Source organism: Streptomyces violaceus (genome assembly GCF_036014075.1).
Lineage (GTDB): Bacteria > Actinomycetota > Actinomycetes > Streptomycetales > Streptomycetaceae > Streptomyces > Streptomyces violaceus.
Genome location: NZ_CP107911.1, coordinates 8,715,044 through 8,735,577 on the forward strand (window position 1 = coordinate 8,715,044; position 20,534 = coordinate 8,735,577).

Genomic DNA, 20,534 nt, shown 5'->3' on the forward strand with positions numbered 1-20,534 from the left:
CCGCGCCGGTTCGGCGGGCAGGCTACGTGCGATGCCTCCTGGTCCGGGTGTGCTGCAGCTTGCGGGTGAAGCGATGCATGTGGGGGTCGAGCAGTTCCTCCGGCTCCTCGAGCACCTGCTCGTCGGTCAGCCACCGGATCGCGTCGAACTCTCCGTGGTCGTAGGAGGTGACGGCGTCGGCGCCGGCGTCGAGGAGGTACCAGAGCGAGACGTCGGTGTGCGCGCCCTGCCCCCGGGTCCGGGTGACGGTGAGGAAGAGGGGACGCTCGCCGGTGAGCGGCGACGCCACGGCCGCGATGCCGAGCTCCTCACGGCACTCGCGGACCACCGTGGCCCACGGGTCCTCACCCGGCTCGACGTGTCCTCCGGCCGGCAGCCACAGGCCCGCCTTGCGGTGCGCGACGAGCAGCAGTTGCCCGCGCGTGTCGTCAAGGACGACGAAATAGCTCACCAAGTGCATCGCCGGAACATCCGGCTTGCGCACCCGGTAGAGCGGAGCTGCGCCGGCGATCCACTGCGTGGCCGCCCCCAGATGAGTGCGCTCCAGGTGGTCCCACGGTTCGATGGCACCGATCAGCTCCAGAAGGTGGGCGCGGGACTGATCGTCAGGGGTGCTGAGCAGGCTGTCAGTTGAGGCCATCTGCGCATACTGGCAGGAGGCACTGACAACGTTGCTCCCCGGATGTAGGTCAGAGGCTGCCACCGGTCTTCCTGCGCGGGGCCGAGCCCGCTGCCCACACCCACGCCCCATCGACCAGTCCCGCGTGGCCAGTGCACCGATCAAAGGGGCGCTGCGCACGTGAGGCTGGGCGGGGCCCGTCACATCGGGAGGGAGTACAGACGCACCGGCCCTGAAGGCCAGTTCACGTTGTCGCGCAGGGGCGTCACCATGGTTCGCAACGGCATGGCCACCAGGCGGCTTTCTGGTTGCTCGACGACTACCTGCTCGTCGAGCGGGTGCCATCCGAGGCGATGGTACAGCGGCACGAGGGGAGGTCTGCAGAACAGGAGCGCGTGCCGGGGGCCCATCGTGCGAGCATGGTCCAGTGCTGTTGTGACCACGAGACGAGCCAACCCCCGGCCTTGCATGTCGGGTGCGACGGCCACTCCACCGACGCCCACCACCTCTGTCTCGGTGTCGCCAATGGCAACCGGCAGCCGTAGCAGGCCGGCGTGTGCCACAAGCCGGTCGCCGTGCCTGATCCCGAAGTGTTCCTTCTTGGGCAGCCAGACCAAACGGGCCGCGGCAACACCGAAGGGATCATCGCCCTCGCCGAGGATCTCGTCCTGATCCGTCTTGGTGTACCGAGTGAGCCGCACTACCGTCTGCGCTACAGAGGATGAGTTCTCAGACATTCCCACATGATGATCTCTCCTATGCGGACGAGCCAGGCGATTGCTCAGCCGATCGCCGAGTGAGGGTCCGGCTCGCGAAGGCCCGTCGACGACGGTCTGTCTATGAGGCCCCGGCATGCGGTCGAGGCGGAATCGACCGCCTCAAGCGGCACCGGACTGTCGCGACCCGGTATGAAGAGCTTGCCTGCCCCCCCACGAGGCCACGGTTCACATCGCCGCGAACCATCAGTTGTTGCAGACGATCGCGGGCAAGTCCCGGTCATTGCTCGCCAAGCGATGGTTCGTCAATTCCTTTGACACGAGCATCAGTTGAGCGATATCCGATGGGCATCTATGAGACGGGGCCACGGCGATAGTTCGCGGCATCGGTTTCGACGGACACGAGTGGAGCCGCATCGGAACTCGGTGAACCTGCGCGGCAGTGCCGACAGCACTCCCCGAGATGCAGCGCACGTGAGGGAAGCGCACGATGAGAAATGGGATGCTACCTGGAGGTGATCAGGATGCGACGTGTGCTCACCGCCGCGGCGGCCGCGGCTCTTTCGATTTCCCTCGCAGGACCACCGACTTTCGCGGCATCGCCCGGCACTTCTGCGACCGCCGCGGCGACCAGCGCTCAGGCCGAACATAAGTTGAAGCGTCCAGCAATCCTCGTGGCGCAGGGGCCGGACGACGTATGCAACTACACCAACAGACGACCCAGCCTTAGCCGGGGGTCATCCGGTGCGGTAGTCCAACAAGCCCAGTGTTACTTGAATCAGGCCATTGGCGCCGGCCTGGACGAGGACGGGGACTTTGGCCCGGTTACGCAATCCGCGACAGAGGACTTCCAGCGATGTGCCCGCATCGTCGTCGACGGGCGCATCGGAGCCCAGACTTGGTCGTTCCTGTCCTTCTGGGCCAACGCGCCGGACGCTCCCTTCTGTTGAGGGCCTGGACACGGCCTAGAGGGTGCCCGCTCGCCACTCCAGCGCCGGCCCGAGCTTCGTCGCCATGTCGGTGAGGATCTGTACATAGTCCTCGTACTCGAACGCGAACGGCAGCGCGAACGCCACCTCGTCCACCTCCCGGAACGCGGCGTGCGCGTGCAGCCGCTCAGCGATCTCCGCGGAGGTGCCCACCAGGTCCGGCGCGAACAGCAGCCGCGCCGGGCCCTGCGGTTCGGTCGTACGAGGGGTGCGCCGGTCGGCGTACTCCTCGTACCGGGCGCGCTGTTCGGGCGTGGCCGAGTCCGTGGGGATGACGACGAGGCCCTGCGAGACCCGGGCGGCCTCGCCGTCGGGGTGGGCGGCGCGGAAGGCGCGGATGTGGGAGAGCTGGATCTCCGCGAAGTCGTAGGGTCCGTCGGGGCCTTCGGCCTTCACGACGCTGCTGGTAAGGAGGTTCATGCCGTGCTCGCCCGCCCACCGGGCCGAGCGCAGGCTGCCACCGCCGTACCACATACGGCGGCCCAGGCCGGGGGAGTGGGGTTGCACCCGGTCCGAGAAGACCTCGAAGCCCTCGACCCCGCTGAAGTCCGTGGCCGGCTTGCCCCGCACAAAGTCCAGCAGCCGCTCCACCCGCCCGTGGCCGAAGTCCTCGGCGTCGGCCGTGTCCGGGTAGAGCGCGCCCTTGACCTGGTCGAAGTGCATCGGCGGGCCCACGCTGACGCCCGGGTTGAGCCGGCCGCCGGACAGCAGGTCGACGGTGGCCAGGTCCTCGGCCAGCCGCAGCGGATTCTCCCAGCCGAGCGGGATGACCGCCGTGCCGAGCTCGATGCGGCGGGTGCGCTGGGAGGCCGCGGACAGGACCGCGACGGGGGAGGAGATGCCGTACTGCAGATGGCGGTGGCGTACCCAAGCGCTGTCGAAGCCGAGCCGCTCGCCCAGCTCGATGATCTCCAGCGTCGACTCGTGGCCGCGGCGTGGGTCCGCCCCGTCGAACAGCCCGATGGTCAGGAAACCCAGCTTGCGCAGCGGTCGTGAGGTCAGAGGCACGGACCCTCCATCATTGAACGTTCAATGGCTACGGCTGTGCCAACCCCGCGGCTGCCCGCGCTGTTCCCGCCGCCCCGGGTCAGCGCAGCGGGATCGTCACCTCGTCCTCGATCGGTGGGGAGAGTTCCTGGGCGCGGTCGCCGGTGGCCGCGTAGCAGCGCAGGCGGACCGAGTCCGGGGAGACGTCCAGGCGCAGGAAGCACTTGAAGAAGGGCGGGCTGTAGGTCGCCGAGCTCGGCGAGAACAGCGACGTGTAGATCTTCCGTACGGGCAGCCGGAACCGCTTGGCCTTGTCGGGCCGGCGGCCGGTGCCGAGCAGTCCGGCGACCAGGCGGACGCGCCGGGTGACACGGGCCGAGGCGCCCGGGGCACGGGCCGGCCGGATGCCGAGGCGCTCGGCGATCACGGCCGTCGCCTCGGCCTCGGTGAGCGTGAAGAAGCGGCGCATACGCAGCCGGCGGCCGTAGAGCCGGCTGTAGAACGCGAGGGAGTCACCGCGCAGCGGATAGCAGCGGAAGTCCTGCTCGGTGACGTCCGCGACGGAGACGCGGGGGATGGTGTGGGTGGCGTGCATGAACGCCCCGCCGCCGCCCGCCACCACGTACTGGAGAGTGCGTCCGTCGTCCAGGCGGACGGGGTAACGCTGGTAGTTGTGGATGTCGCCGCCGATCGCCGCCACATAGTGGTGCGCCGGGTCGCGGACGATGTCGTCGACCGTGCCGCCCCCTTCGATGGCGCACGGCTCGTGTCTGCCGTCCACGTACAGGGGCGAGCCGGTGACCAGGATCTTCGGGCGAGGGCCCTGGGAGACCTCGCGCAGCCAGGTGCCCTGCTCTGCGTCGAGGGTGCCCAGCAGGCCCGTGTCGATGCCGATGATCCGTACCGGTCCGGCGTCGATCGCCCAGTACGGGCCCGGCTGGACGGCCTGCTGGGCGGGGTCGGAGCGCAACTTGCGGGCCTCGGCCAGGTGTTGCCCGTCGTCCGGACGCGGCCGGTGCCACAGCAGGGACCGCAGCCAGGCCCGGCTGAGGGGACGCGGCCGGGGTTCGGGCGGCAGCGGCGGGGCGTCGTCGCAGAAGACGCGCATGAAGCCGCCGAGGTCCTCGTACCAGTCGTGGTTGCCGGGTATCGCGTAGATGGGAGCCTGGTAGTCCTGGTACGGGCGGAAGAACTTGGTGTCGTAGTCGTCCGCGCTGCCCACCGGGTAGATCACGTCGCTGGCCAGTACGGCGAAGCTGGTGTCCTGACCGGTCTTCAGAAAGCCGGGCACGACGGCGTACTGGGGGTCGTCGCCCTCGCCGGTGTCGCCGATGACGAGGAAGGAGAACCGGTCCGGCTCCTCGCGCCGGATCACCTTGTCGGCCGGTGCGCCGGTGGCCGCACGCTGTGCCACCCACCGGCCGCGTATCCCGACGGTGGGGTCACCCAACCAGGAGGCCAGCACGCCGTTACGGGCGTCCCACAGCGTCTTCGGGTTCAGCCAGGAGATCTTCTCGACCCGCTGCGGCATCAACTGCTGGTACGCGCCGCGCTCGGTGCTGTTCCAGCCTGCGCCTTCGGCGGTATCGCGTGAGGAGTCAGACACCGATGCACCGTAACAATCGAACCAGGAGCCGTCCGCGGCGGGTTCGTCACCGCCTGCGGGTGGGCCGCGCCGTTTCGTGCCGCGAACTGCCCGGCGACGCGGCGGAGTTCGCGACCGAGCCCCGGGCGGAGGTGTCCGGACGCGACGCGGAGGGCCGTTCGCCCAGCACCAGCAGCGGATCGAACATCACCACGACCCCGGCCAGCAGCAGGAAGACGACCGGTCCCAGCAGCATCGGCAGCAGCAGCGACATGGGCGAGTCGCCGGCCCACGTCCCGTTGGCCGTGTCGTGCACATGGACGCTGACGGCGGCCATGCCGGTGTAGTGCATCCCGGACACCGCCACACCCATCACCAGGCTCGCCCCGAGGCTCATCAGCAGGTTGCGGATCGTGACGGCGGACCACAGCGCGGCGGTCGCGGCGGCGATGGCGATCAGCACGGACAGTGCGACACCGAGCGGGTCGTATCCGACGTCGCCGTTCAGCCGCATCGCCGCCATGCCCAGGTAGTGCATGGTCGCGACGCCCAGTCCTGTGACGGTACCCGCGACCGCCAGGACCGTGCGGCCCGTGCCGCGGTAGCCGACGATGAACACGCCGATGCCGACGACGACAACGGCCACGACGAGACTGAGCACCGTCGTGGCCGCGTCGTAGCGGATCCGGGTCTCCTCCACGTGGAAGCCGATCATGGCGATGAAGTGCATCGTCCAGATGCCGCACCCGATGGAGGCGGCGCCTAACGCCAGCCAGCCGGGCTTCCAGGATCGCGTATTGAGCAGCGTGCGCACGATGCACCGCAGCCCCAGTGCACCTCCCAGGCAAGCCATCAGATAGGCCGCAACAGGGGTCACCGCACCGTAGCGGAACCCGTCGACCGTGCCGTCCATAAGCCAACTCCCCCCAGAGTCTTGGCTGGTGTGGAGGCAAGGTCTACGGGCAATGGACACGTGAAAGCAAGCCCTTACCGTCGGTAGATCGACAACTTCCGTTCATCGAGAGTCGACTTCGGTCAGAATGTGCGCTTCAGGAGGTCGAGCAGAGCCGCCCAGTGCCGCTCGTCGCCCTCCTGCTGGTACGACGCCGTGTCGGCCTGCGTGAAACCGTGGGGAGCGCCCGGGTACACCTCGCAGCGGTGCCGGACACCCGCCGCCGTCAGGGCCTCCTCCAGGCGCTCGATCTGCTCCGGCGGCAGCGAGGGGTCCTGGTCGGCGTGGCCGAAGTACAGCTCGGCGGTGATCTCGCCGGCCGCCAGGTGCGGGCTGTCCGGCGTGTCCGTCGCCAGCCGCCCGCCGTGGAAGCCGGCCGCGGCCGCGACCCGCTCCGGGTAGGTGCCGGCGGTGAGCAGTGAGAGCCGGGCACCCATGCAGTAGCCGGTCAGCGCGACCGGGCCGTCGGCCACCGCGGGAGACTCGGCCAGCCAGCCCAGATAGGCGGCGGCGTCCCGCATCGCGACGTCCGGCGTCAGGGTCCGCATCACCGGCATGATGCGCTCGAATATCTCCGGACGCGCCCCCGGGTCGATGAACTCGGGCAGATCGAAAAGCGGGGCGCGACCGTGCCGGTAGAACACGTTCGGCACCAGCACCGTGTAGCCCTCACCGGCCAGCCGGTCGGCCATGGACCGCAGGCGCGGACGCAGACCGAAGGCGTCCATGTAGAGCAGGACCGCCGGATGGGCGGCCCCGTCGTCGGGACGAGTCAGATACGCGTCGGCGGTGCCGTCCTCGGTAGGGATGTCGACAGCGGTTCCCTGTACGGCGGTCATGGCTGGGCTGCCTCTCTGCGGGGTGTCGGACCTGCGGGGTCTCGGCCAGGAACCCGTCCGGCTGACCGGACGGATCACGGGCATCGTGACACGCCGCTTCCCGGGGCATTTCGCCCTCCCCCCGCACACGGTTCAACCGTGAACGGCCCTTGGCGTACCCTTTACTCGAACCGTGAGGTGTCGCCCGCGCCGTGCCGCACGATCTCCGCCTCCCCGCCGGAGAAGTCGATGACCGTCGTCGGCTCGGTGCCGCAGTCGCCGGAGTCGACCACCCCGTCCAGGACGTGGTCGAGCTCGTCCTTGATCTCCCAGCCCTGTGTCATCGGCTCCTCCTCGCCGGGCAGCAGCAGCGTGCTGGACAGCAGCGGCTCACCGAGCTCGGCGAGCAGGGCCTGGGTGACGACATGGTCCGGGATCCGGACGCCGACCGTCTTCTTCTTGGGGTGCTGCAGCATGCGCGGCACCTCCTTCGTCGCGGGCAGGATGAAGGTGTAGCTGCCGGGTGTCGACGCCTTGATCGCGCGGAACACGTCCTTGTCGACTCGCACGAACTGGCCGAGCTGCGCGAAGTCCTGGCACACGAGGGTGAAGTGGTGCCGGTCGTCCAGCTTGCGGATCGCCCGGATCCGGTCGATGCCGTCACGGCTGCCCAGGCGGCAGCCCAGTGCGTAACAGGAGTCCGTGGGGTAGGCGACAAGAGCGTCCGCGCGGATGCTGTCGGCGATCTGGCCGATGGTGCGCGGCTGGGGGTTGTCGGGGTGCACGTCGTAGTACTTCGCCATCTGCCGAGCTTATGCCGCCCGCGTGGATCGGTGGCGCAGGGTGGGGTTTCGGCCAGGGATGAGTGCGTGGCACACGTGAGGTAACGTCCCCGACCGGTGCGCCGGAGGCGGTGCGAGGAGCGAGGGGAAGGCCGAGGTGGCTGGCCGAGAGGACGGGAACCGGCAGCAGGAGACGCCGGCCGGCGCGGGTCCGGCGTGGGCGGAGGAACTGCTCGAGCATCTGCGCCCGGCGGGACGCGACGTCCGCAGAGTCGTCGCCTGGCTCTCCGGCGCCGTGCGCGGATCGGTGGCCCTGCAGGACGCCGCCGGGAATCTCATCGCCGGAAACCGGCTGCCGCTGGACGAGGACCTCGTCACGGACATCACCGCCGGCCGGATCGCCTCCGCCGCCTGGGAGAGCCGGGAGCGCCACCTGCGCCTGGTCCGGGTGGAACACCCCTCCCACGCGTGCGTGCTGGCCGTCTCCCGCGAGACCCCCTTCGACCGGCGGTCCTCCGACGTGGTCACCCACACCGCTCAGGTGATCGAGCTCCTGCTGGCGGCGCGCGAGTCGACCGCGGCAGGGCACCGGCTCCGGCGGGCCACCTCCGACCTGCGCCTGGCCATCCTGCAGCTGCTCATGGTCGAGGACACCGTCGCCGCCCGCCGCGTCGCCGCCGGGCTCTGGCCCGGACTGCTCGACGCCGACACGGCGTGCGTGTACGTGGTCGAGTCCGGCCCCGCCGTACGCGACCGCATCGCCGAGGAGTGCCTGGACAGCACCGGGGAGGAAGCCCTGGTCGTGCGCTGCCCGGCCATGGACGGGCACGTGATCGTCGTCAGCCCCCGTGACGCCACGCGCGAGGCCTTGCGGTCACTGGTGGGACGGCACCCCGACCTCTTCCTCGGCGGCAGCGTCCGGCAGAGCCTGGCCCGGACCGCCACCGCGTACGGACAGGCCGTCAGCGCCCTCGCCGTCGCCCACTTCCGGCCCGACAAGACGGCCGTGTACGCCGAGCGCACCCACCCGGAACGCCTGATGGACCCGGTGGCGCTGCGCGGCTGGACGTCCCGCGTGCTGCGCCCGCTCGACACCCTGCCCCACCACACCCGCGCCGAACTGCTCGCCACCAACCGTCTCGGCCTGGAGTTCACCGCCGTCAACGCCGCCAAGGTCCTCGGCGTCAGCCGCAACACCGTCCGCGCCCGCATGGAACGCGTCGAGGGGCTGCTCGGCACGGACTTCGCCGACCTCACGGTCCGGGCCGTCGTCCACCTGGCGCTCAACACCCAGATCGGCCTGCCCGACGCGCATCTGGCGAGCGACACCGGCAACCCCGGACTCCGGCTCTCCGACCTGCTGTCCGGCCCCGCCGTGCGCACCTGGGCACAGGACCTGCTGGGCCGGCTGGACGCGGACGCCAGGAACCCGCGCCGGACCCTGCGCACCTGGATCGCCGCCGGCGGCAACGCCGAACGGGCCGCGCAGACCCTGGGCGTGCACGCGCAGACCGTGCGCGAGCACGTCCGCAGCGCCGAACCCGTCCTGGAACGCCAGCTGCTGGCAGCGGGTACCGACCTGTACGAGGTCGTGCTCGCGCACCTGGCCGTCGGTGATCTCGACGTGCCGGATTTCCACCGCCACGACTGACCGGTTTGCCTCAGGGGCAACCGGTTGGCCAGCCCCAGGCGGGACGAAACAGGGTCAACCGGACTCGGCTGTGCACGGGTGAGCCTTGTTGAGCGTGCAACGGGCATCGACGCGGTTCACAAGGCCTCTGCCATGGACGTAAGTTCAACGCACCGCGGGGGCACGACCGGAACGGGGGACCGGTCGCGCTCCCGCGAGCTGCCCGTCGGCGGGCTCAGCCCCGCAGCCGCACCGGGATCTCCTGCCAGCCGAAGGCGATGAAGGACGGCACCTGCCGCAGATCCTCGTCACCGGTGGCCAGGCTTAGGTCGGGGAAGCGGTCGAACAGGGCCGGCAGCGCGGTGAGCGCCTCCAGGCGGGCCAGTGGTGCGCCGATGCACCGGTGGACCCCGATCCCGAACGCCAGATGGTCGTCGGCGGCGCGCGTGGCGTCGAAGACGCCCACGTCCGCACCGTAGTGCTCGGGGTCGAGCCCCGCGGCGGCGTACGTCGTGAGGATGGCGTCTCCGGCCGGGACCGTGACGTCACCGACGGTGAGGTCGGTGACGGCGAACCGGAGCGGCAGCGACGCGATCGACGGGTGCGCCCGCAGCGTCTCGTCGACGACGGCGTCCCAGCCGATCTCCCCCGACCGCACGGCCGCCAGCTGCTCGGGGCTGCGGAGCAGGGCGACGGCCGCGTTGCCTATCAGATTGACGGTGGTCTCGAAGCCGGCCCCGATGACCAGCAGCAGCGTGTACAGCAGCTCCTCGTCGCTGAGCCGGCCGCCGTCCTCGTCCCGGACCTTGATCAGCTCCGTGGTCATGTCGTCACCGGGGTGCGCGGCCTTGTGCGCGATCAGCGCGGGCAGCACGGTGCCGATCTGCCGCTGGACGGACGCCGCGTGCTCCGGGCTCGGATCGGTGGTGTCCATGAGGGCCGCGATCATCCGGGCGGTGTCCCCGTGCAACTCGTCGGGCACACCGAACAGTTCGCAGATGATCCGCATCGGCAGCGGATGGGCGAACCCTTCCTTGATGTCCACGACCTCGCCGCCGGCCGCGTCGAGCGCGTCCAGCAGCTCCGCGGTGATCGCCTCCACCCGGGGCCGCAGCGCCTCGGTGCGCCGGTGCGTGAAGCTGGGTGCCACCAGCTTGCGCAGCCGCGTGTGGTCCGGGCCGTAGGCGGTGAGCATGTTGACCACGCCCACCCAGCTCACGATCCAGCCCCAGGACGGATGCTCGCCGATCTCGGGCCACAGCCGCCAGTGCAGCCGCGGGTCCTTGCTGACCCGCGAGTCGAGGATGAGCTCCTTCAGCGTGTCGTAGCGCGTGGGCGCCCAGGCGGGGATGCCGCCGGGCAGCTCCACGGGCACGATCGGGCCGAGGGTGCGCAGCCGGGCGATCTCGCCCGCGATGTCCGCGCCGGATGGGTCGAGTGCGATGCGGTCGGTCACGGTCGTCCTCCTGGCTGATCGGGGGAGCGGGGACTGAAACGGACGGGCAGCGCCGTCAGCGAGCGGTGGAACGGGCCGGGCCGCCAGGTGAGACTCTCGCGGGGCAGCACGGGTTCCAGGTCGGGCAGCCACTGGGTGAGCCGTTCGATCGCCTCGGTGGCGATGAGCAGCGTGTGCTGCTTCACCGGGCAGGCGTGCGGGCCCGCCGACCAGGACAGATGGGAGGCGTCCCCCGGGTGGCGGTCCGCGCCGCGCTCCTGCTCGGCGGCCTGCGCCAGCGCCCCGTAGGAGATCACCACCGGCACCGCCGCCCTGATCCACACGCCGTGGAAGGTCACGGGCGTACGGGCGTAGTGGATGCCGTAGTTGGCGAGCGGCGTCTCGTGGTGCAGCACCTCCAGCACCGCGTCCGTCACGGGACGGGCGCCGCTGGTGAGCGTCGAGTAGTAGGCCGGGTTGCCGAGGATCCTGGACAGCGCGTTCGACACCAGGTTGGCCGTCGGCTCGTGCCCCGCGCCGAGCGTGAGGAACACCTGCCAGGTGACCTCCTCGGGGGTCAGCCCCGCCGGATGGTCCAGCAGCCAGCTCGGCAGGTCGTCGCCGCGCCGCTGGGTCTTGGCGGCGATCAGCTCCAGCACGTACCCGCCGAACTCGGCCTCGCCCTCCGCCGCCTGCGCGCCGCCCTCGATCAGCTTGCCGAGCGCGGAGTCGAGCCGGTCGCTCGCGCTGTCCGGCAGCCCGAACAGGCTGTTGAACACCAGCGCCATCAGCGGCCTGGTGAACTCGCCGACCAGGTCGGCCTCGCCCCGCGGCCCGAACCGGCTCACCAGCAGGTGCACCGCCCGGTGGATCCGGGCCCGAAGGTCGTGCGGCTCCACCAGGTCGAAGGCGTCGATCAGCGTGGTGCGGTAGCGGATGTGGGCGGCGCCGTCGGCGAACAGGGTGTTGGGCCGCCAGCGCATCATCCCGAGCACCGGGGAGTCGTCGGGGACGGTCGCCTCCCACGGCCGGGGATCGTGCGAGAACGTCTTCGTGTCGTGCAGCAGGTCCAGCGCCGCCCGCCGGTCCGTGACGACGTACGCGGCCACCCCGGGCGCGAGTTCCGCCCAGCCGACCGGGCCGTGGGCGCGCAGGGCCGCGTAGTAGGGGGACGGGTCGCGGGCGAAGCCGTCCTCCCACAGGCGTACGGGCGACGCGAGGGAGAAGGCCTGCTCGGCGGGGGACAAACGATTCACCGGTGCTCCGCGGGTCGGTGGTCGATCAGGTGCTGGACCAGGGCGAGCAGGGAGTCGATCGAGGAGTCCGCCTCCCGCGCGTCGCAGGTCACCATCGGGGTCGTCGGCTCCAGGTCCAGGGCGGCACGCAACTGCTCGGGCGTGTGGTGGCGGGGCGCGTCCGGGAAGGTGTTGAAGGCGACCGCGTACGGCAGTCCGGTCTCCTCCACCAGCCCGAGCACGTCGAACGAGGCGTCGATCCGGCGCGCGTCGACCAGGACGAGCGCGCCGAGCGCCCCGTAGGCGATGTCGTCCCACAGCGGCCGGAACCGCTCCTGGCCGGGCGTGCCGAACAGGTACAGCACGATCCCGCCCGGCAGGCTGATCCGGCCGAAGTCGATGGCGACCGTGGTGGTCGACTTGTCCCGCACTCCGGCGAGATCGTCCACCTGCGCGGACGCCTCGGTGAGCTGTTCCTCCGTGTGCAGCGGGCGGATCTCGGAGACGGAGCGGATCAGGGTGGTCTTGCCCACCCCGAAGGGCCCTGTGACCAGGATCTTCACCAGGTCGCGCGCGGTGTCGGGGAGGTGGATGTCCGTGCCGCCGGGCCGGGCGTCAACGGTGCTTGAGGTCGCGGAGGCCATCGGCCACTCTCTTCAGCAGGTCGGGGTCGAAGCGACGGGCGGGCGGGATCGGCGCGCGGGCCAGTGCCAGGTCGCGGTCGACGAGGCCGGCGGCCAGCACCAGCACGGCGGAGACCGGAAGCCGCAGCAGGGCAGCGGCCTCCACGACCGTCAGCGACCCGTACTCCAGCTCTTCCAGCAGGGCCGCCTGGGCGGCGGGCAGATCGGGGGGAGCCGGCTCACCGCTGGCGGTGAGCACGGACAGCCGCTCCAGATGGGCACGGCTGGGCCGCGCCACCCCGCCGGTCGACAGGTACGCGGGAACCAGGGGACGGCCGCCTCTGCGGCCGGTCATGCCGGCGTGCCGCCGTCGGCACCTCGGGGGCCGGCGGTCATCGCCTTCTCGCCCAGCCGGGCGACCTGCGAGTGCACCCGGTGGGCGAGCAGGTCCAGGCGCACCTCGGGATCGCCGTACGCGGCCACGCAGGTGCCGTGGTCCGTCGGCACGATGAGCACATAGCCGTGGTCCGACTCGATGACGACCTGCCGTATCTCGGCCTGGTCGGTGTCGGCGAACGCCGCCGCCGCGGTACGGCAGGCGCCCTGCACGGTGCTGGTGATGGCGGCGACCCGCTCGGCGGACGGCTGCGACAGCGCGTCGGTGTAGCCCGTCACGAGTCCGTCCCGGGTGAGCAGGGCGGCGGCCACGACGTGCGGCACCTCCAGGACCGGTTCGAGCACCCATGCCGTGTCCCCCGCTGCGCGGCTGGTCATCGAGCCGTTCCCCCTTCGTGGTCGTTCAGGTCGTGGTCGGTGTCGTCGGATGCCGCGTCGGCCGTGGTCGTGGCCGGGGCACCCTCAGGTACGGCTGGGAAGGCGCCGGCGTTCGGCCTGGCGGCCGAGGAACGTCCGGCCGCCGTGCCGGACTGGAGCGCGCCGAGGGCGGCGGCGGACTCCTCGGGGCGCCGGGGCCCGCGCTGTGGAGCGGGAGCCGGCGCGGATCCGGAGCCCTGGGTGTCCGACGGCGGCGCGGCTCGGCTGCGGCGACGGCGCTGGGGGAGGCCGCCGCTGTCACCGGGGCTGTGGTGGCCCGGGGCCGGGGCGCCGGCCCGGTCCTCCTGGTCCGTGCCGTAGCCGTGCTCGTGGTCCGGGGCGGTGGCGGCCGGCTCGGGCCTGTCGGGCCCGGCGGTCGGCGCGGGCCCGTGGGACCCGTGGGACCCGGCGGTCGGCGCGGGCTCGTCGGGCTCCTGGGACCCGTCGGACACGGCGGCCGGGGCGGGTTGGGCTCCGTGGGACGGGGCGGCCCGGGCGGGTTCGGTTCCAGGGGACGGGGAGGGCGCGCCCGGCTCCGCGCCACGGGGCGAGGCGGAGCCGCCCGCCGTGTCCCGCACGGCCTCCCTGCGGGTGGAGCGCGGGGCGCTGGCCGCCGGGGGCAGTTCCTCGGGGTCGATCCGCGTCAGCAGATGACGGTCGATCCGCAGCACCGCCCGCACACCGCCGTACGGGGACGGGGAGGACAGGTCGACGCTCAGATCGAACTGCCGGGTGAGCTGGCCGATCGCGGCGAGTCCCATGCGCGGCGGGTCGCCGAGCTCGGTCAGCAGGATCGGTTCGCAACTGCCCACCATGCGCTGGGCCCGGGCCCGTTCGTCCTGCGTCATGCCCAGCCCGGCGTCGTCCACGGTGACACAGGCACCGTGGTGGACGGCCTCGAGATTGACCACGATGCCGGTGTCGGGCGCGGAGTGCCGCAGCGCGTTGTCGAGCAGTTCGGCGACGATGATGGCCACCGGCTCGACGGCGTGGGACACCAGGGCGGTGCCGGCCGCCAGGTGGTTGTGGATCCGCACGCGCTGGTAGCCCGCGAGCCGGGCCTGACCGCCCGTCACCGCGTCCACCAGGTGCGACTCCTCCCGGGCGAGCCCGACCCAGGCCCCGCACACCACCGCGGCGATCTGCGCGCGGCGCAGCGACTGCTCGTTCTCGTGGTCCAGCTCGAACAGGGTCTGCGCCAGCTCGGGGTCGTCATAGCGCTGTTGCAGACCGCGCAGGGCGTCCTGCAACCGGTACAGCGCCGCCTGGATCTCCCGGGTGGCCCCGCGCATCCCGGCCTGCGCGGCGGCGTCGATCCGGGTGCGCTGCGCGGCGAGTTCGGCGTGCAGCCCCTTCAGCACCTGCTCCAGCGCGAATCCCAAGGGCGAACCGGCGAGCTGCGGGCTCAGCGGGCCGGGCACGGTGACGTGGGGATGCGCTGCCTGCCGGGCGGCGGAGGGCAGGCGCCGTGCCGCCAGATGCTCGACCTCGGCCGTGAACGCCCGTGAGGTGCCGTCGAGTTGTGCCCGCAGTGCGGCCGTCTTCGCGCGCTGGGCCTCCAGTTGCCGCCGGGAGCGCAGCAGCCCGCCGCCGAGGGCGAACGCGGACAGTGCGCCGAGGGCGAGACCACCGACGGCCAGGTCCGGTAGTTCGATCATCGAAGCGATTCCAGGGAGAGTCGGGCAGGGCGGAGTCCGAGGTGCTCTGGCGAGCTACCCGCAGCACAGTACACACCGTCATCGACTGATCTCGCACGGTGGAACGCCACTTCGTTCCGAAAGTGATCGCCGTCTGTTCGTATCTGGGGTAACTGTCGGGATTGCCGTGCAGGGGAGGGGAGTTGGCGGTGCGTGCGGGTCTGACCGGCGAGGGGGAGAGTCCGCCCGGTGGTCGTAACCGAGAAGTCACTGAACGTGATACCCGCGAGCTGTGTGCCCGATCGGCGGACGGGTACCCGTCAGGCGCCTGAAGACGTCCGCTCCGCGAGAAGGAGATCCGAATGACCAGTCAGACGGAGACCGGCGGCGTGACCGGTACGCAGGACAAGGACTACAACCTGATCTGGTACGTCGAGGCGTGCCTGAACAACGCGCTGCGCCTGGAGAGCTACATCCAGGACGCGGAGCGCGCCAAGGACACCGAGGTCGCGGACCTGTTCCGCAAGGCCCAGGCGGACAGCCGCAAGGGTGCCGAACTGGGCAAGCGGCTCCTGCGCGCACGCCTCGACGGCGGCTGAGGCCCGACGGGCCGCAGGGCGCGCACACTGCCGACGGGCGGTGTCCGCGCCCTCTTGTCGAGCCGTCGACGTCGCCGAGGGCCGGCGGCGGTCAGAGCCCGAAGAGCTCGCTCACCCGCTCGGCGAGTTCGTCCTCCGACATCGTGAGGTCGACGGTGATGGTGGGCAGCCGGAGGCGTGCGGTCTCCTCGCGGAGGCGTCTCGTGAACAGGTCGTCGCGCACGGCGATGTTGCGGTCGGCCCGCTCCGGGTCGCTGGTCCTGGCCGTGAATCCGCCGCCTGGAGTGGCCCGGCTCCGGAACGCGGCATCGCGGAAATCCGGTGTGGGCAGGAGCCAGACGGCGTGCCCGGGTGCGGTGAGGGGCTGCACGAGGTGCGGCAGCAGGCGGAACCCCTCGACCACGACACCCGTCTCCCGCGGCATGCGCAGCAGGTCCTCGACGATCAGGCCGAAGGCCTCGCCGCGAAACCAGTGGAACGTCTCGAGCATGGTGTCGGGAGACCGGTTCACCCACCGCTCGTCCATGTCCATGGCCATGAACTCGTGCAGGAGCGGCGCTTCCTCGGCGGTGGTCCGTCGAGCGTGGTCCCGCATCACATCGTCCGTCGGGTAGAGACGCCAGCCGTGTCGATCGGCGAGCCGGCGGGCGATCGTGGACTTGCCCGCACCGCTGCCGCCCCCGATCCAGTAGACGTGCCGCATCTTTCCGCTCTCCCATGATCGCGCTCTGATTGTCAGTGGCGGATGCCACGATGCCGACTGCTCACCCTTCCACCCCTTGCGAGGAGGAGCTGATCGTGCGCAGGCCGGTCGAGGGAGAGGTGCATGTGCACTATGGCCAGATCTACGTCGAGAGCGACCCGGACGGCTACGGGCCGGGCCTCGATGAGGCGTTCGCCGGGCAGTGCGCGGGGCTGTGCGGGGCGGCGTCACCGGGCTCCCTCTGGCTGAGCACCGGCCTGCACACCGGCGGCGTCGGCTTCACGGTCGAGGTGTGTGAGGAGGCCCCGCCGCTGGACCCGGTCTGGGAAGACGTGGTGGAGGTGTCCTTCCGTCCGGTGTCGCCGGACAGCGCGCTCGTGCAGTGGGCGGGCGAGGCCTCCTGGCCGCTCGGCCTGGAGGAGACCGACTACCGGGTGCGGTACTGCGCCCAGGGCATGGACCGGGCGGGCGAGGAGGACACCCGGCTGGACGACGAGCCCCAACTGGACTGCTATCTCCTGCAGTTCTGGCCAGCCCCGCCCGAGCCGGACCGCGTCCTGAAACAGACCTCGCTGAGCGCCGCCAACTGGCACCGCTACGCCCGCGAACTGCCGCCGCCCCCCACCCCGGCCGAACGCGCCGAAGCCGAACGCCTGGCCCGCCTCGCCGAGGAGACGGCGCGACGGGAGCGTCTGCTCGCCCGCGAACGCTGGGAGTGGGGCGGACAGTCGCCGAGCCAGGCCCTGCGCGACGTCGGCGGCAACGTCCGCGGCCTCCTCCTGTTCGACCCCGCCCTGGTCCACGCCCTCGACGCCTCCGGTCCCGCCACCCAGCGCGCGGTGGCCCTGCTCGCCGCCCGCCGGGCCTGTGATGCGGCCGGTCTCACCACCCTCGACTGGGTCGCCGACGCGCTCACGGCCCTGGCCGAAGGCCGCCCGCTGCCACCGCCCTTCGATGACGACGCCCGTATGTGGCAGACCTTGGCCACCGACCCACGCGTCCCGGACCGCACCGTCGGCCGTGCCGTCCCGCCCGAGCGGCCCCCCTTCCGGCCGCCCCTGTCCCCGGGTGACCACGGCCTGCACGCCGAGGAGGCGGCACAGGTTGTGGTCGGCCCGGCAGCGGCCGTGGCGAGAACGGTGGTCGCGCAGGCCCAACCGCTGCCGGCCGTGGCCGAACCGCCGGCCGCCGAGGCGGAACGGTCGATCGCCGAGACGGAATCGCCGACCACCATGGCGAATCCGCCGGCCTCCGGCTCCACCCCGCCCACCGTGATGATCAGCATCGGTCGGCCGGACCCGTCCCTGCGCATCTCCCAGCCCCACGCGGCCCTCCCCGCGATCACCGGTGCCGCCGAATCCGACCCGCTCCAGGCGGCGTTCGACGCGATGTACGCGGCCGTGGTCACGTACGGCGAGGACTATCCGGCCCTCCTCAGGGAGGTCTGGTCCGTGGTCGAGGGGCGGCGTTCGTAGCCCGACCTCCGACCGCGCCCCGGTTCACGCACTGACCATCCTCCCCGGCCGCCGCCAGTCACCCCGACAGGGCGCCACGGGCCACCGAGAGGGCCTGTTCCGCGTACCCCCGGCCGAACAGCACGGCGTGCACCAACAGCGGGAACAGCTGGTGCACGCCGGTGCGGTCCGCCCATCCGGGGGCGAGCGGCGCCTGCTCCTGATAGCCCTCCAGCACGGCCTCCAGGTGGGGGCATCCGAAGAGACGCAGCATCGCCAGGTCGGTCTCGCGGTGCCCGCCGTGCGCGGCCGGATCGATCAGCCACACCTGCCCGTCGGACCCCCACAGCACGTTGCCGTTCCACAGATCGCCGTGCAGCCGGGCAGGCGGCTCGGCCGGCCCGGCCAGCCCGGGCAGTCGCTCGCACAGCCGCTCCACGACGGTCGCCTCACCAGGGCGGACGGTGCCCTGATCGACGGCGCGCCGCAGATACGGCAGGACACGATGCCCGGCGTACCAGCGCGGCCAGTCGGCGCCCGGCTCATTGCGCATCGGGGCGAGCCCGATGTACGCGTCGGCGGGCCCGTCCGGTGGCGGCGCGCCGAACGCGGGCGCCCCGGCGGCGTGCAGGGCCGCCAGGTCACGACCGAAACGGACCGCCGCCTCCCGGCTCGCCCGCCCCTGCGGAACCCGGTCGATGACCAGCCAGCTGCCGTCGTGGCCGTGCACGCCCGGTACCCGCACCGCCCCGGCACCGGCCAGCCAGCGCAGCCCGGCCGCCTCGGCCCGCGTCGCCCCCGGATCGTCGGCACGCTTGACGACCACCACCCGCCCGTCGTCGAGGGTGACCTGCGCGAGGGCCCCGGACAGGGGCCGTTCGCCGGTGACCACCCGTCCGGTGAGCCGGGCGACGGCGTCCGTACGGGCGGTCATACGTGGTCCTCCTCGACTCCGCGGCTGAGCTGCGACCAGCGTACGGACGTGGCGGAGTCGTGCAGCTCCCGGAACAGCAGTCGACGTCGAGCAGCTGGATCGGCCGCGTCGCGTCCAGGCCGGCGTACGCCGTGAAGTCGGCCTTGCCGGACCCGCCGTTCCAGTACGTGCTCACGATCGCCCAGGCGACCGGAGCGGAGCGGGCCGTGGTGACCGGGCCGATGTCGATGGACGCCTGGATGTTCTGGGCGTACAGCGAAACGTCGAACTCCGGGTTGCCGGCGACCTTCTCCTCCGGGACATTCGCCACGCGCCGGTCACGCGGGACGGTGAAATCCCGCCGCCCACCGACAGAACCGGCGGCCGCCGGGGGAGCAGTCGGGCATGACGACTTCACCGTTCCAGCGCACCATCGCCCTGCCCGCCCCCGTGTGCGAACAGGCCGCACAGCACCTGGAGCAGGCCGCGCAACGGGCCATCGACGGAGCCGCGATCCCCCTGAAGGCGTTTCGCGCGGCCGCCGACAGCGACTTCACCCTCCCCGTCTCGGTCGTCGAGCAGGCGGCGGCCTGCCTGCTGGTCCTGGCCACCGAGACCGCCCAGACCGTACGCCCCTCGGCCCTGCGCGCCGTCATCAGCGTCGCGCTGCGGTTGCGGGACGCCGTGGATCTGACGCATCAGCCCGCCCTCAGCAGCAGGTTCTGGTGACGTCGGGCCGATTCTCCGGAGCGCTGCGCGTCAGCTGGTTGCGCGGAAGGCGACGTCGACCTGTCTGCGGCGCAGTTCCTCCAGCGAGGTGTGTTGCCGCCGGGCCCGTTCGACGAGGTCGTCGAGCTGCCGCGCGTCGAGGCGTTGGTCCGTGCCGGCCAGGGCGCGGAGTGCCTGCCAGACCGCGGTCTTGCCGTCCACTCCCAGCCGCAGCGCCTCCAGCTCCCACAGCGTGCTCAGCGGGGAGCGCCGTACCAGGCTGCCGTTGCTCTTCAGACGCCCCATCTGCTCGGCCGCCCGGCCCGCGTAGACCTTGTAGCGCCGTACCGGGACGTCCAGCCGCCGCATGATGTGGAGCAGGCTCGCCCGGTCCTCGGCGATCTCGTCGGCGATCGGAGCCAGGGCGTCGGCGAGCGACGGATCACCGCACGAGCGCAGCAGATAGCGGACCCGAGCGGTCCCGGCGGTGGCACCGGCGAGATGGTCGTTGAGGTAGATGCCCAGCAGGGACATGTCCGTGGCCGGAGCACCCGGTGCGCCCGGCGGGTCCGTTCGCTGTTCCGTCATGGCACTGCTCCTGTTCTGCTCCGGCCCTGTGCCACGGCCACCCGCGTGGTGACGCGTACGACGCAGGGACTTCGGGGCGTCGAGCCGGGCCCGAACCGCACGGGAGGCTCGACCGGGGCGAGAGCGCCGAGGCTCTCGCCCCCGTAGGTGACGGTGGCCGAGGTGACGGGGTGCAGGTCCCGGACGCCGTACCACTGGTGCCGGTCGGCCCGGGCGCTGCCGTGGGTGCGGGCGCCCAGCAGCAGCCGGGCGGGCCGGTCCCACAGCGCGATCCAGCCCGGGCGGGTGGCGAGCCGGCCCGGCACCGCCCGCAGCGCGAGGCCCGGCAGGCCCCTGCGGCCGGTGCTGAAGCGCAGGTCGAGCGACGGCGCCGAGACCGCCCAGTGCCGGCGGTCGGTGACCCGCACCGCGACCGGCACGACCCGTACCTCGTCGAAGACATACGTACCGGCCACAAAGGCCGCCGTCTCCCGCGAGGGCGCCAGCAGCAGCCGCAGGCCGCCGGGCTCCTCGAACATCACGTCGCTGAACGGCCCGAACGGCGACCTCGCCCAGTGCCCGAGCACCACGCGAGCGCCGGACGCCGTTCCGATCCCCGCGATCCAGCCGTCGAAGCGCAGTGTGCGCAGCGGCGACCGGGTTCGGGTACACCGGGCCGGACCACTGGGTTCGCCGGACTCGCCGGGCCCATGGAAGAGCACGGGGGCCGGGTGCCCGGCCCCTTCGCTGCGAAACGGCACCGGGGCTG

22 protein-coding genes are annotated in these 20,534 nt (G+C 71.9%); 5 read left to right on the forward strand and 17 right to left on the reverse strand.

The features are described 5' to 3' along the window. Positions 1–22: 22 nt before the first annotated feature. Positions 23–640 (reverse strand): NUDIX hydrolase, encoded by a 618-nt coding sequence (locus tag OG542_RS39335; RefSeq protein WP_328417474.1) that lies wholly within the window; start codon positions 638–640, stop codon positions 23–25. A 179-nt stretch (positions 641–819) separates the two neighbouring features. Then, a complete protein-coding gene (locus OG542_RS39340; RefSeq protein ID WP_328417476.1) occupies positions 820–1,356 on the reverse strand; it encodes a GNAT family N-acetyltransferase in 537 nt (178 codons plus the stop codon). A 503-nt stretch (positions 1,357–1,859) separates the two neighbouring features. Between OG542_RS39340 and OG542_RS39345 the strand changes: the two genes are divergently transcribed. Then, positions 1,860–2,285 carry a peptidoglycan-binding domain-containing protein gene (locus tag OG542_RS39345; protein ID WP_328417478.1) on the forward strand — a complete coding sequence of 142 codons (426 nt, stop codon included), beginning with the start codon at positions 1,860–1,862 and terminating at the stop codon, positions 2,283–2,285. Positions 2,286–2,300: 15 nt separating this feature from the next. Here OG542_RS39345 and OG542_RS39350 read toward each other — a convergent pair whose 3' ends face one another. The 5 genes from OG542_RS39350 to OG542_RS39370 form a co-directional block, all read right to left on the reverse strand. After that, positions 2,301–3,332 carry an LLM class flavin-dependent oxidoreductase gene (locus OG542_RS39350; protein ID WP_328417480.1) on the reverse strand — a complete coding sequence of 344 codons (1,032 nt, stop codon included), beginning with the start codon at positions 3,330–3,332 and terminating at the stop codon, positions 2,301–2,303. Positions 3,333–3,411: 79 nt separating this feature from the next. After that, positions 3,412–4,917 carry a metallophosphoesterase family protein gene (locus tag OG542_RS39355; protein ID WP_328417482.1) on the reverse strand — a complete coding sequence of 502 codons (1,506 nt, stop codon included), beginning with the start codon at positions 4,915–4,917 and terminating at the stop codon, positions 3,412–3,414. Positions 4,918–4,963: 46 nt separating this feature from the next. Beyond that, on the reverse strand, positions 4,964–5,809 hold the full coding sequence (locus OG542_RS39360; RefSeq protein ID WP_328417484.1) for an MHYT domain-containing protein: 846 nt from the start codon (positions 5,807–5,809) through the stop codon (positions 4,964–4,966). 122 nt (positions 5,810–5,931) lie between these two features. Then, positions 5,932–6,687, reverse strand: coding sequence for a dienelactone hydrolase family protein (locus OG542_RS39365; RefSeq protein WP_328417486.1), 756 nt, complete (start codon positions 6,685–6,687; stop codon positions 5,932–5,934). Positions 6,688–6,848: 161 nt separating this feature from the next. Continuing rightward, complete coding sequence (locus tag OG542_RS39370) at positions 6,849–7,469, reverse strand: L-threonylcarbamoyladenylate synthase (protein ID WP_184598807.1); 621 nt, start codon at positions 7,467–7,469, stop codon at positions 6,849–6,851. 136 nt (positions 7,470–7,605) lie between these two features. Between OG542_RS39370 and OG542_RS39375 the strand changes: the two genes are divergently transcribed. After that, complete coding sequence (locus tag OG542_RS39375) at positions 7,606–9,099, forward strand: helix-turn-helix domain-containing protein (protein WP_328417491.1); 1,494 nt, start codon at positions 7,606–7,608, stop codon at positions 9,097–9,099. Positions 9,100–9,313: 214 nt separating this feature from the next. Here OG542_RS39375 and OG542_RS39380 read toward each other — a convergent pair whose 3' ends face one another. The 6 genes from OG542_RS39380 to OG542_RS39405 are packed head-to-tail and all read right to left on the reverse strand — an operon-like array spanning position 9,314 to position 14,842. Beyond that, the gene (locus OG542_RS39380; protein ID WP_328417493.1) at positions 9,314–10,534 is read right to left on the reverse strand and encodes a cytochrome P450 family protein; all 1,221 of its coding nucleotides are present in this window, start codon (positions 10,532–10,534) and stop codon (positions 9,314–9,316) included. Then, entirely contained in the window at positions 10,531–11,769 is a 1,239-nt protein-coding gene (locus tag OG542_RS39385) for a cytochrome P450 family protein (RefSeq protein ID WP_328417495.1), read from the reverse strand. Before OG542_RS39385 ends, OG542_RS39380 begins: the two co-directional genes overlap by 4 nt. Continuing rightward, the gene (locus tag OG542_RS39390) at positions 11,766–12,392 is read right to left on the reverse strand and encodes a GTP-binding protein (RefSeq protein ID WP_328417497.1); all 627 of its coding nucleotides are present in this window, start codon (positions 12,390–12,392) and stop codon (positions 11,766–11,768) included. Before OG542_RS39390 ends, OG542_RS39385 begins: the two co-directional genes overlap by 4 nt. After that, positions 12,364–12,726, reverse strand: coding sequence for a DUF742 domain-containing protein (locus OG542_RS39395; RefSeq protein WP_328417500.1), 363 nt, complete (start codon positions 12,724–12,726; stop codon positions 12,364–12,366). Before OG542_RS39395 ends, OG542_RS39390 begins: the two co-directional genes overlap by 29 nt. After that, the gene (locus tag OG542_RS39400) at positions 12,723–13,145 is read right to left on the reverse strand and encodes a roadblock/LC7 domain-containing protein (RefSeq protein ID WP_328417502.1); all 423 of its coding nucleotides are present in this window, start codon (positions 13,143–13,145) and stop codon (positions 12,723–12,725) included. The genes OG542_RS39395 and OG542_RS39400 overlap by 4 nt, the downstream gene beginning before the upstream one ends. Continuing rightward, a complete protein-coding gene (locus OG542_RS39405) occupies positions 13,142–14,842 on the reverse strand; it encodes an ATP-binding protein (protein WP_328417504.1) in 1,701 nt (566 codons plus the stop codon). Before OG542_RS39405 ends, OG542_RS39400 begins: the two co-directional genes overlap by 4 nt. A 341-nt stretch (positions 14,843–15,183) precedes the next feature. Between OG542_RS39405 and OG542_RS39410 the strand changes: the two genes are divergently transcribed. Next, complete coding sequence (locus OG542_RS39410; protein WP_261683729.1) at positions 15,184–15,420, forward strand: hypothetical protein; 237 nt, start codon at positions 15,184–15,186, stop codon at positions 15,418–15,420. A 91-nt stretch (positions 15,421–15,511) separates the two neighbouring features. Here the strand turns inward: OG542_RS39410 and OG542_RS39415 are convergent, their stop codons facing one another. Beyond that, entirely contained in the window at positions 15,512–16,123 is a 612-nt protein-coding gene (locus tag OG542_RS39415; RefSeq protein ID WP_328417508.1) for a hypothetical protein, read from the reverse strand. Positions 16,124–16,218: 95 nt separating this feature from the next. Between OG542_RS39415 and OG542_RS39420 the strand changes: the two genes are divergently transcribed. Next, positions 16,219–17,598 (forward strand): hypothetical protein, encoded by a 1,380-nt coding sequence (locus OG542_RS39420; RefSeq protein ID WP_328417510.1) that lies wholly within the window; start codon positions 16,219–16,221, stop codon positions 17,596–17,598. Positions 17,599–17,656: 58 nt separating this feature from the next. Here OG542_RS39420 and OG542_RS39425 read toward each other — a convergent pair whose 3' ends face one another. After that, positions 17,657–18,511 carry a fructosamine kinase family protein gene (locus OG542_RS39425; protein ID WP_328417512.1) on the reverse strand — a complete coding sequence of 285 codons (855 nt, stop codon included), beginning with the start codon at positions 18,509–18,511 and terminating at the stop codon, positions 17,657–17,659. A 384-nt stretch (positions 18,512–18,895) separates the two neighbouring features. On the opposite strand from OG542_RS39425, the gene OG542_RS39430 reads away from it, so the two are divergent. After that, positions 18,896–19,219: a hypothetical protein gene (locus OG542_RS39430; RefSeq protein ID WP_328417513.1), complete on the forward strand. Its 324-nt coding sequence runs from the start codon at positions 18,896–18,898 to the stop codon at positions 19,217–19,219. A 30-nt stretch (positions 19,220–19,249) separates the two neighbouring features. On the opposite strand, the gene OG542_RS39435 is transcribed toward OG542_RS39430, so the two are convergent. Together OG542_RS39435 and OG542_RS39440 are read right to left on the reverse strand one after the other, a co-directional pair. Beyond that, the gene (locus tag OG542_RS39435) at positions 19,250–19,786 is read right to left on the reverse strand and encodes a hypothetical protein (RefSeq protein ID WP_328417514.1); all 537 of its coding nucleotides are present in this window, start codon (positions 19,784–19,786) and stop codon (positions 19,250–19,252) included. Next, complete coding sequence (locus OG542_RS39440) at positions 19,783–20,415, reverse strand: hypothetical protein (protein WP_328418314.1); 633 nt, start codon at positions 20,413–20,415, stop codon at positions 19,783–19,785. The genes OG542_RS39435 and OG542_RS39440 overlap by 4 nt, the downstream gene beginning before the upstream one ends. Positions 20,416–20,534 lie beyond the last annotated feature (119 nt).

Excerpts from the sequence above, each read along its gene's own strand:
- OG542_RS39335 (WP_328417474.1), bottom strand. The coding sequence starts at position 640 with ATGGCCTCAACTGACAGCCTGCTCAGCACCCCTGACGATCAGTCCCGC.
- OG542_RS39340 (WP_328417476.1), bottom strand. The coding sequence starts at position 1,356 with ATGTCTGAGAACTCATCCTCTGTAGCGCAGACGGTAGTGCGGCTCACT.
- OG542_RS39345 (WP_328417478.1), top strand. The coding sequence starts at position 1,860 with ATGCGACGTGTGCTCACCGCCGCGGCGGCCGCGGCTCTTTCGATTTCC.
- OG542_RS39360 (WP_328417484.1), bottom strand. The coding sequence starts at position 5,809 with ATGGACGGCACGGTCGACGGGTTCCGCTACGGTGCGGTGACCCCTGTT.
- OG542_RS39365 (WP_328417486.1), bottom strand. The coding sequence starts at position 6,687 with ATGACCGCCGTACAGGGAACCGCTGTCGACATCCCTACCGAGGACGGC.
- OG542_RS39370 (WP_184598807.1), bottom strand. The coding sequence starts at position 7,469 with ATGGCGAAGTACTACGACGTGCACCCCGACAACCCCCAGCCGCGCACC.
- OG542_RS39390 (WP_328417497.1), bottom strand. The coding sequence starts at position 12,392 with ATGGCCTCCGCGACCTCAAGCACCGTTGACGCCCGGCCCGGCGGCACG.
- OG542_RS39395 (WP_328417500.1), bottom strand. The coding sequence starts at position 12,726 with ATGACCGGCCGCAGAGGCGGCCGTCCCCTGGTTCCCGCGTACCTGTCG.
- OG542_RS39400 (WP_328417502.1), bottom strand. The coding sequence starts at position 13,145 with ATGACCAGCCGCGCAGCGGGGGACACGGCATGGGTGCTCGAACCGGTC.
- OG542_RS39405 (WP_328417504.1), bottom strand. The coding sequence starts at position 14,842 with ATGATCGAACTACCGGACCTGGCCGTCGGTGGTCTCGCCCTCGGCGCA.
- OG542_RS39410 (WP_261683729.1), top strand. The coding sequence starts at position 15,184 with ATGACCAGTCAGACGGAGACCGGCGGCGTGACCGGTACGCAGGACAAG.
- OG542_RS39415 (WP_328417508.1), bottom strand. The coding sequence starts at position 16,123 with ATGCGGCACGTCTACTGGATCGGGGGCGGCAGCGGTGCGGGCAAGTCC.
- OG542_RS39425 (WP_328417512.1), bottom strand. The coding sequence starts at position 18,511 with ATGACCGCCCGTACGGACGCCGTCGCCCGGCTCACCGGACGGGTGGTC.
- OG542_RS39430 (WP_328417513.1), top strand. The coding sequence starts at position 18,896 with ATGACGACTTCACCGTTCCAGCGCACCATCGCCCTGCCCGCCCCCGTG.
- OG542_RS39435 (WP_328417514.1), bottom strand. The coding sequence starts at position 19,786 with ATGACGGAACAGCGAACGGACCCGCCGGGCGCACCGGGTGCTCCGGCC.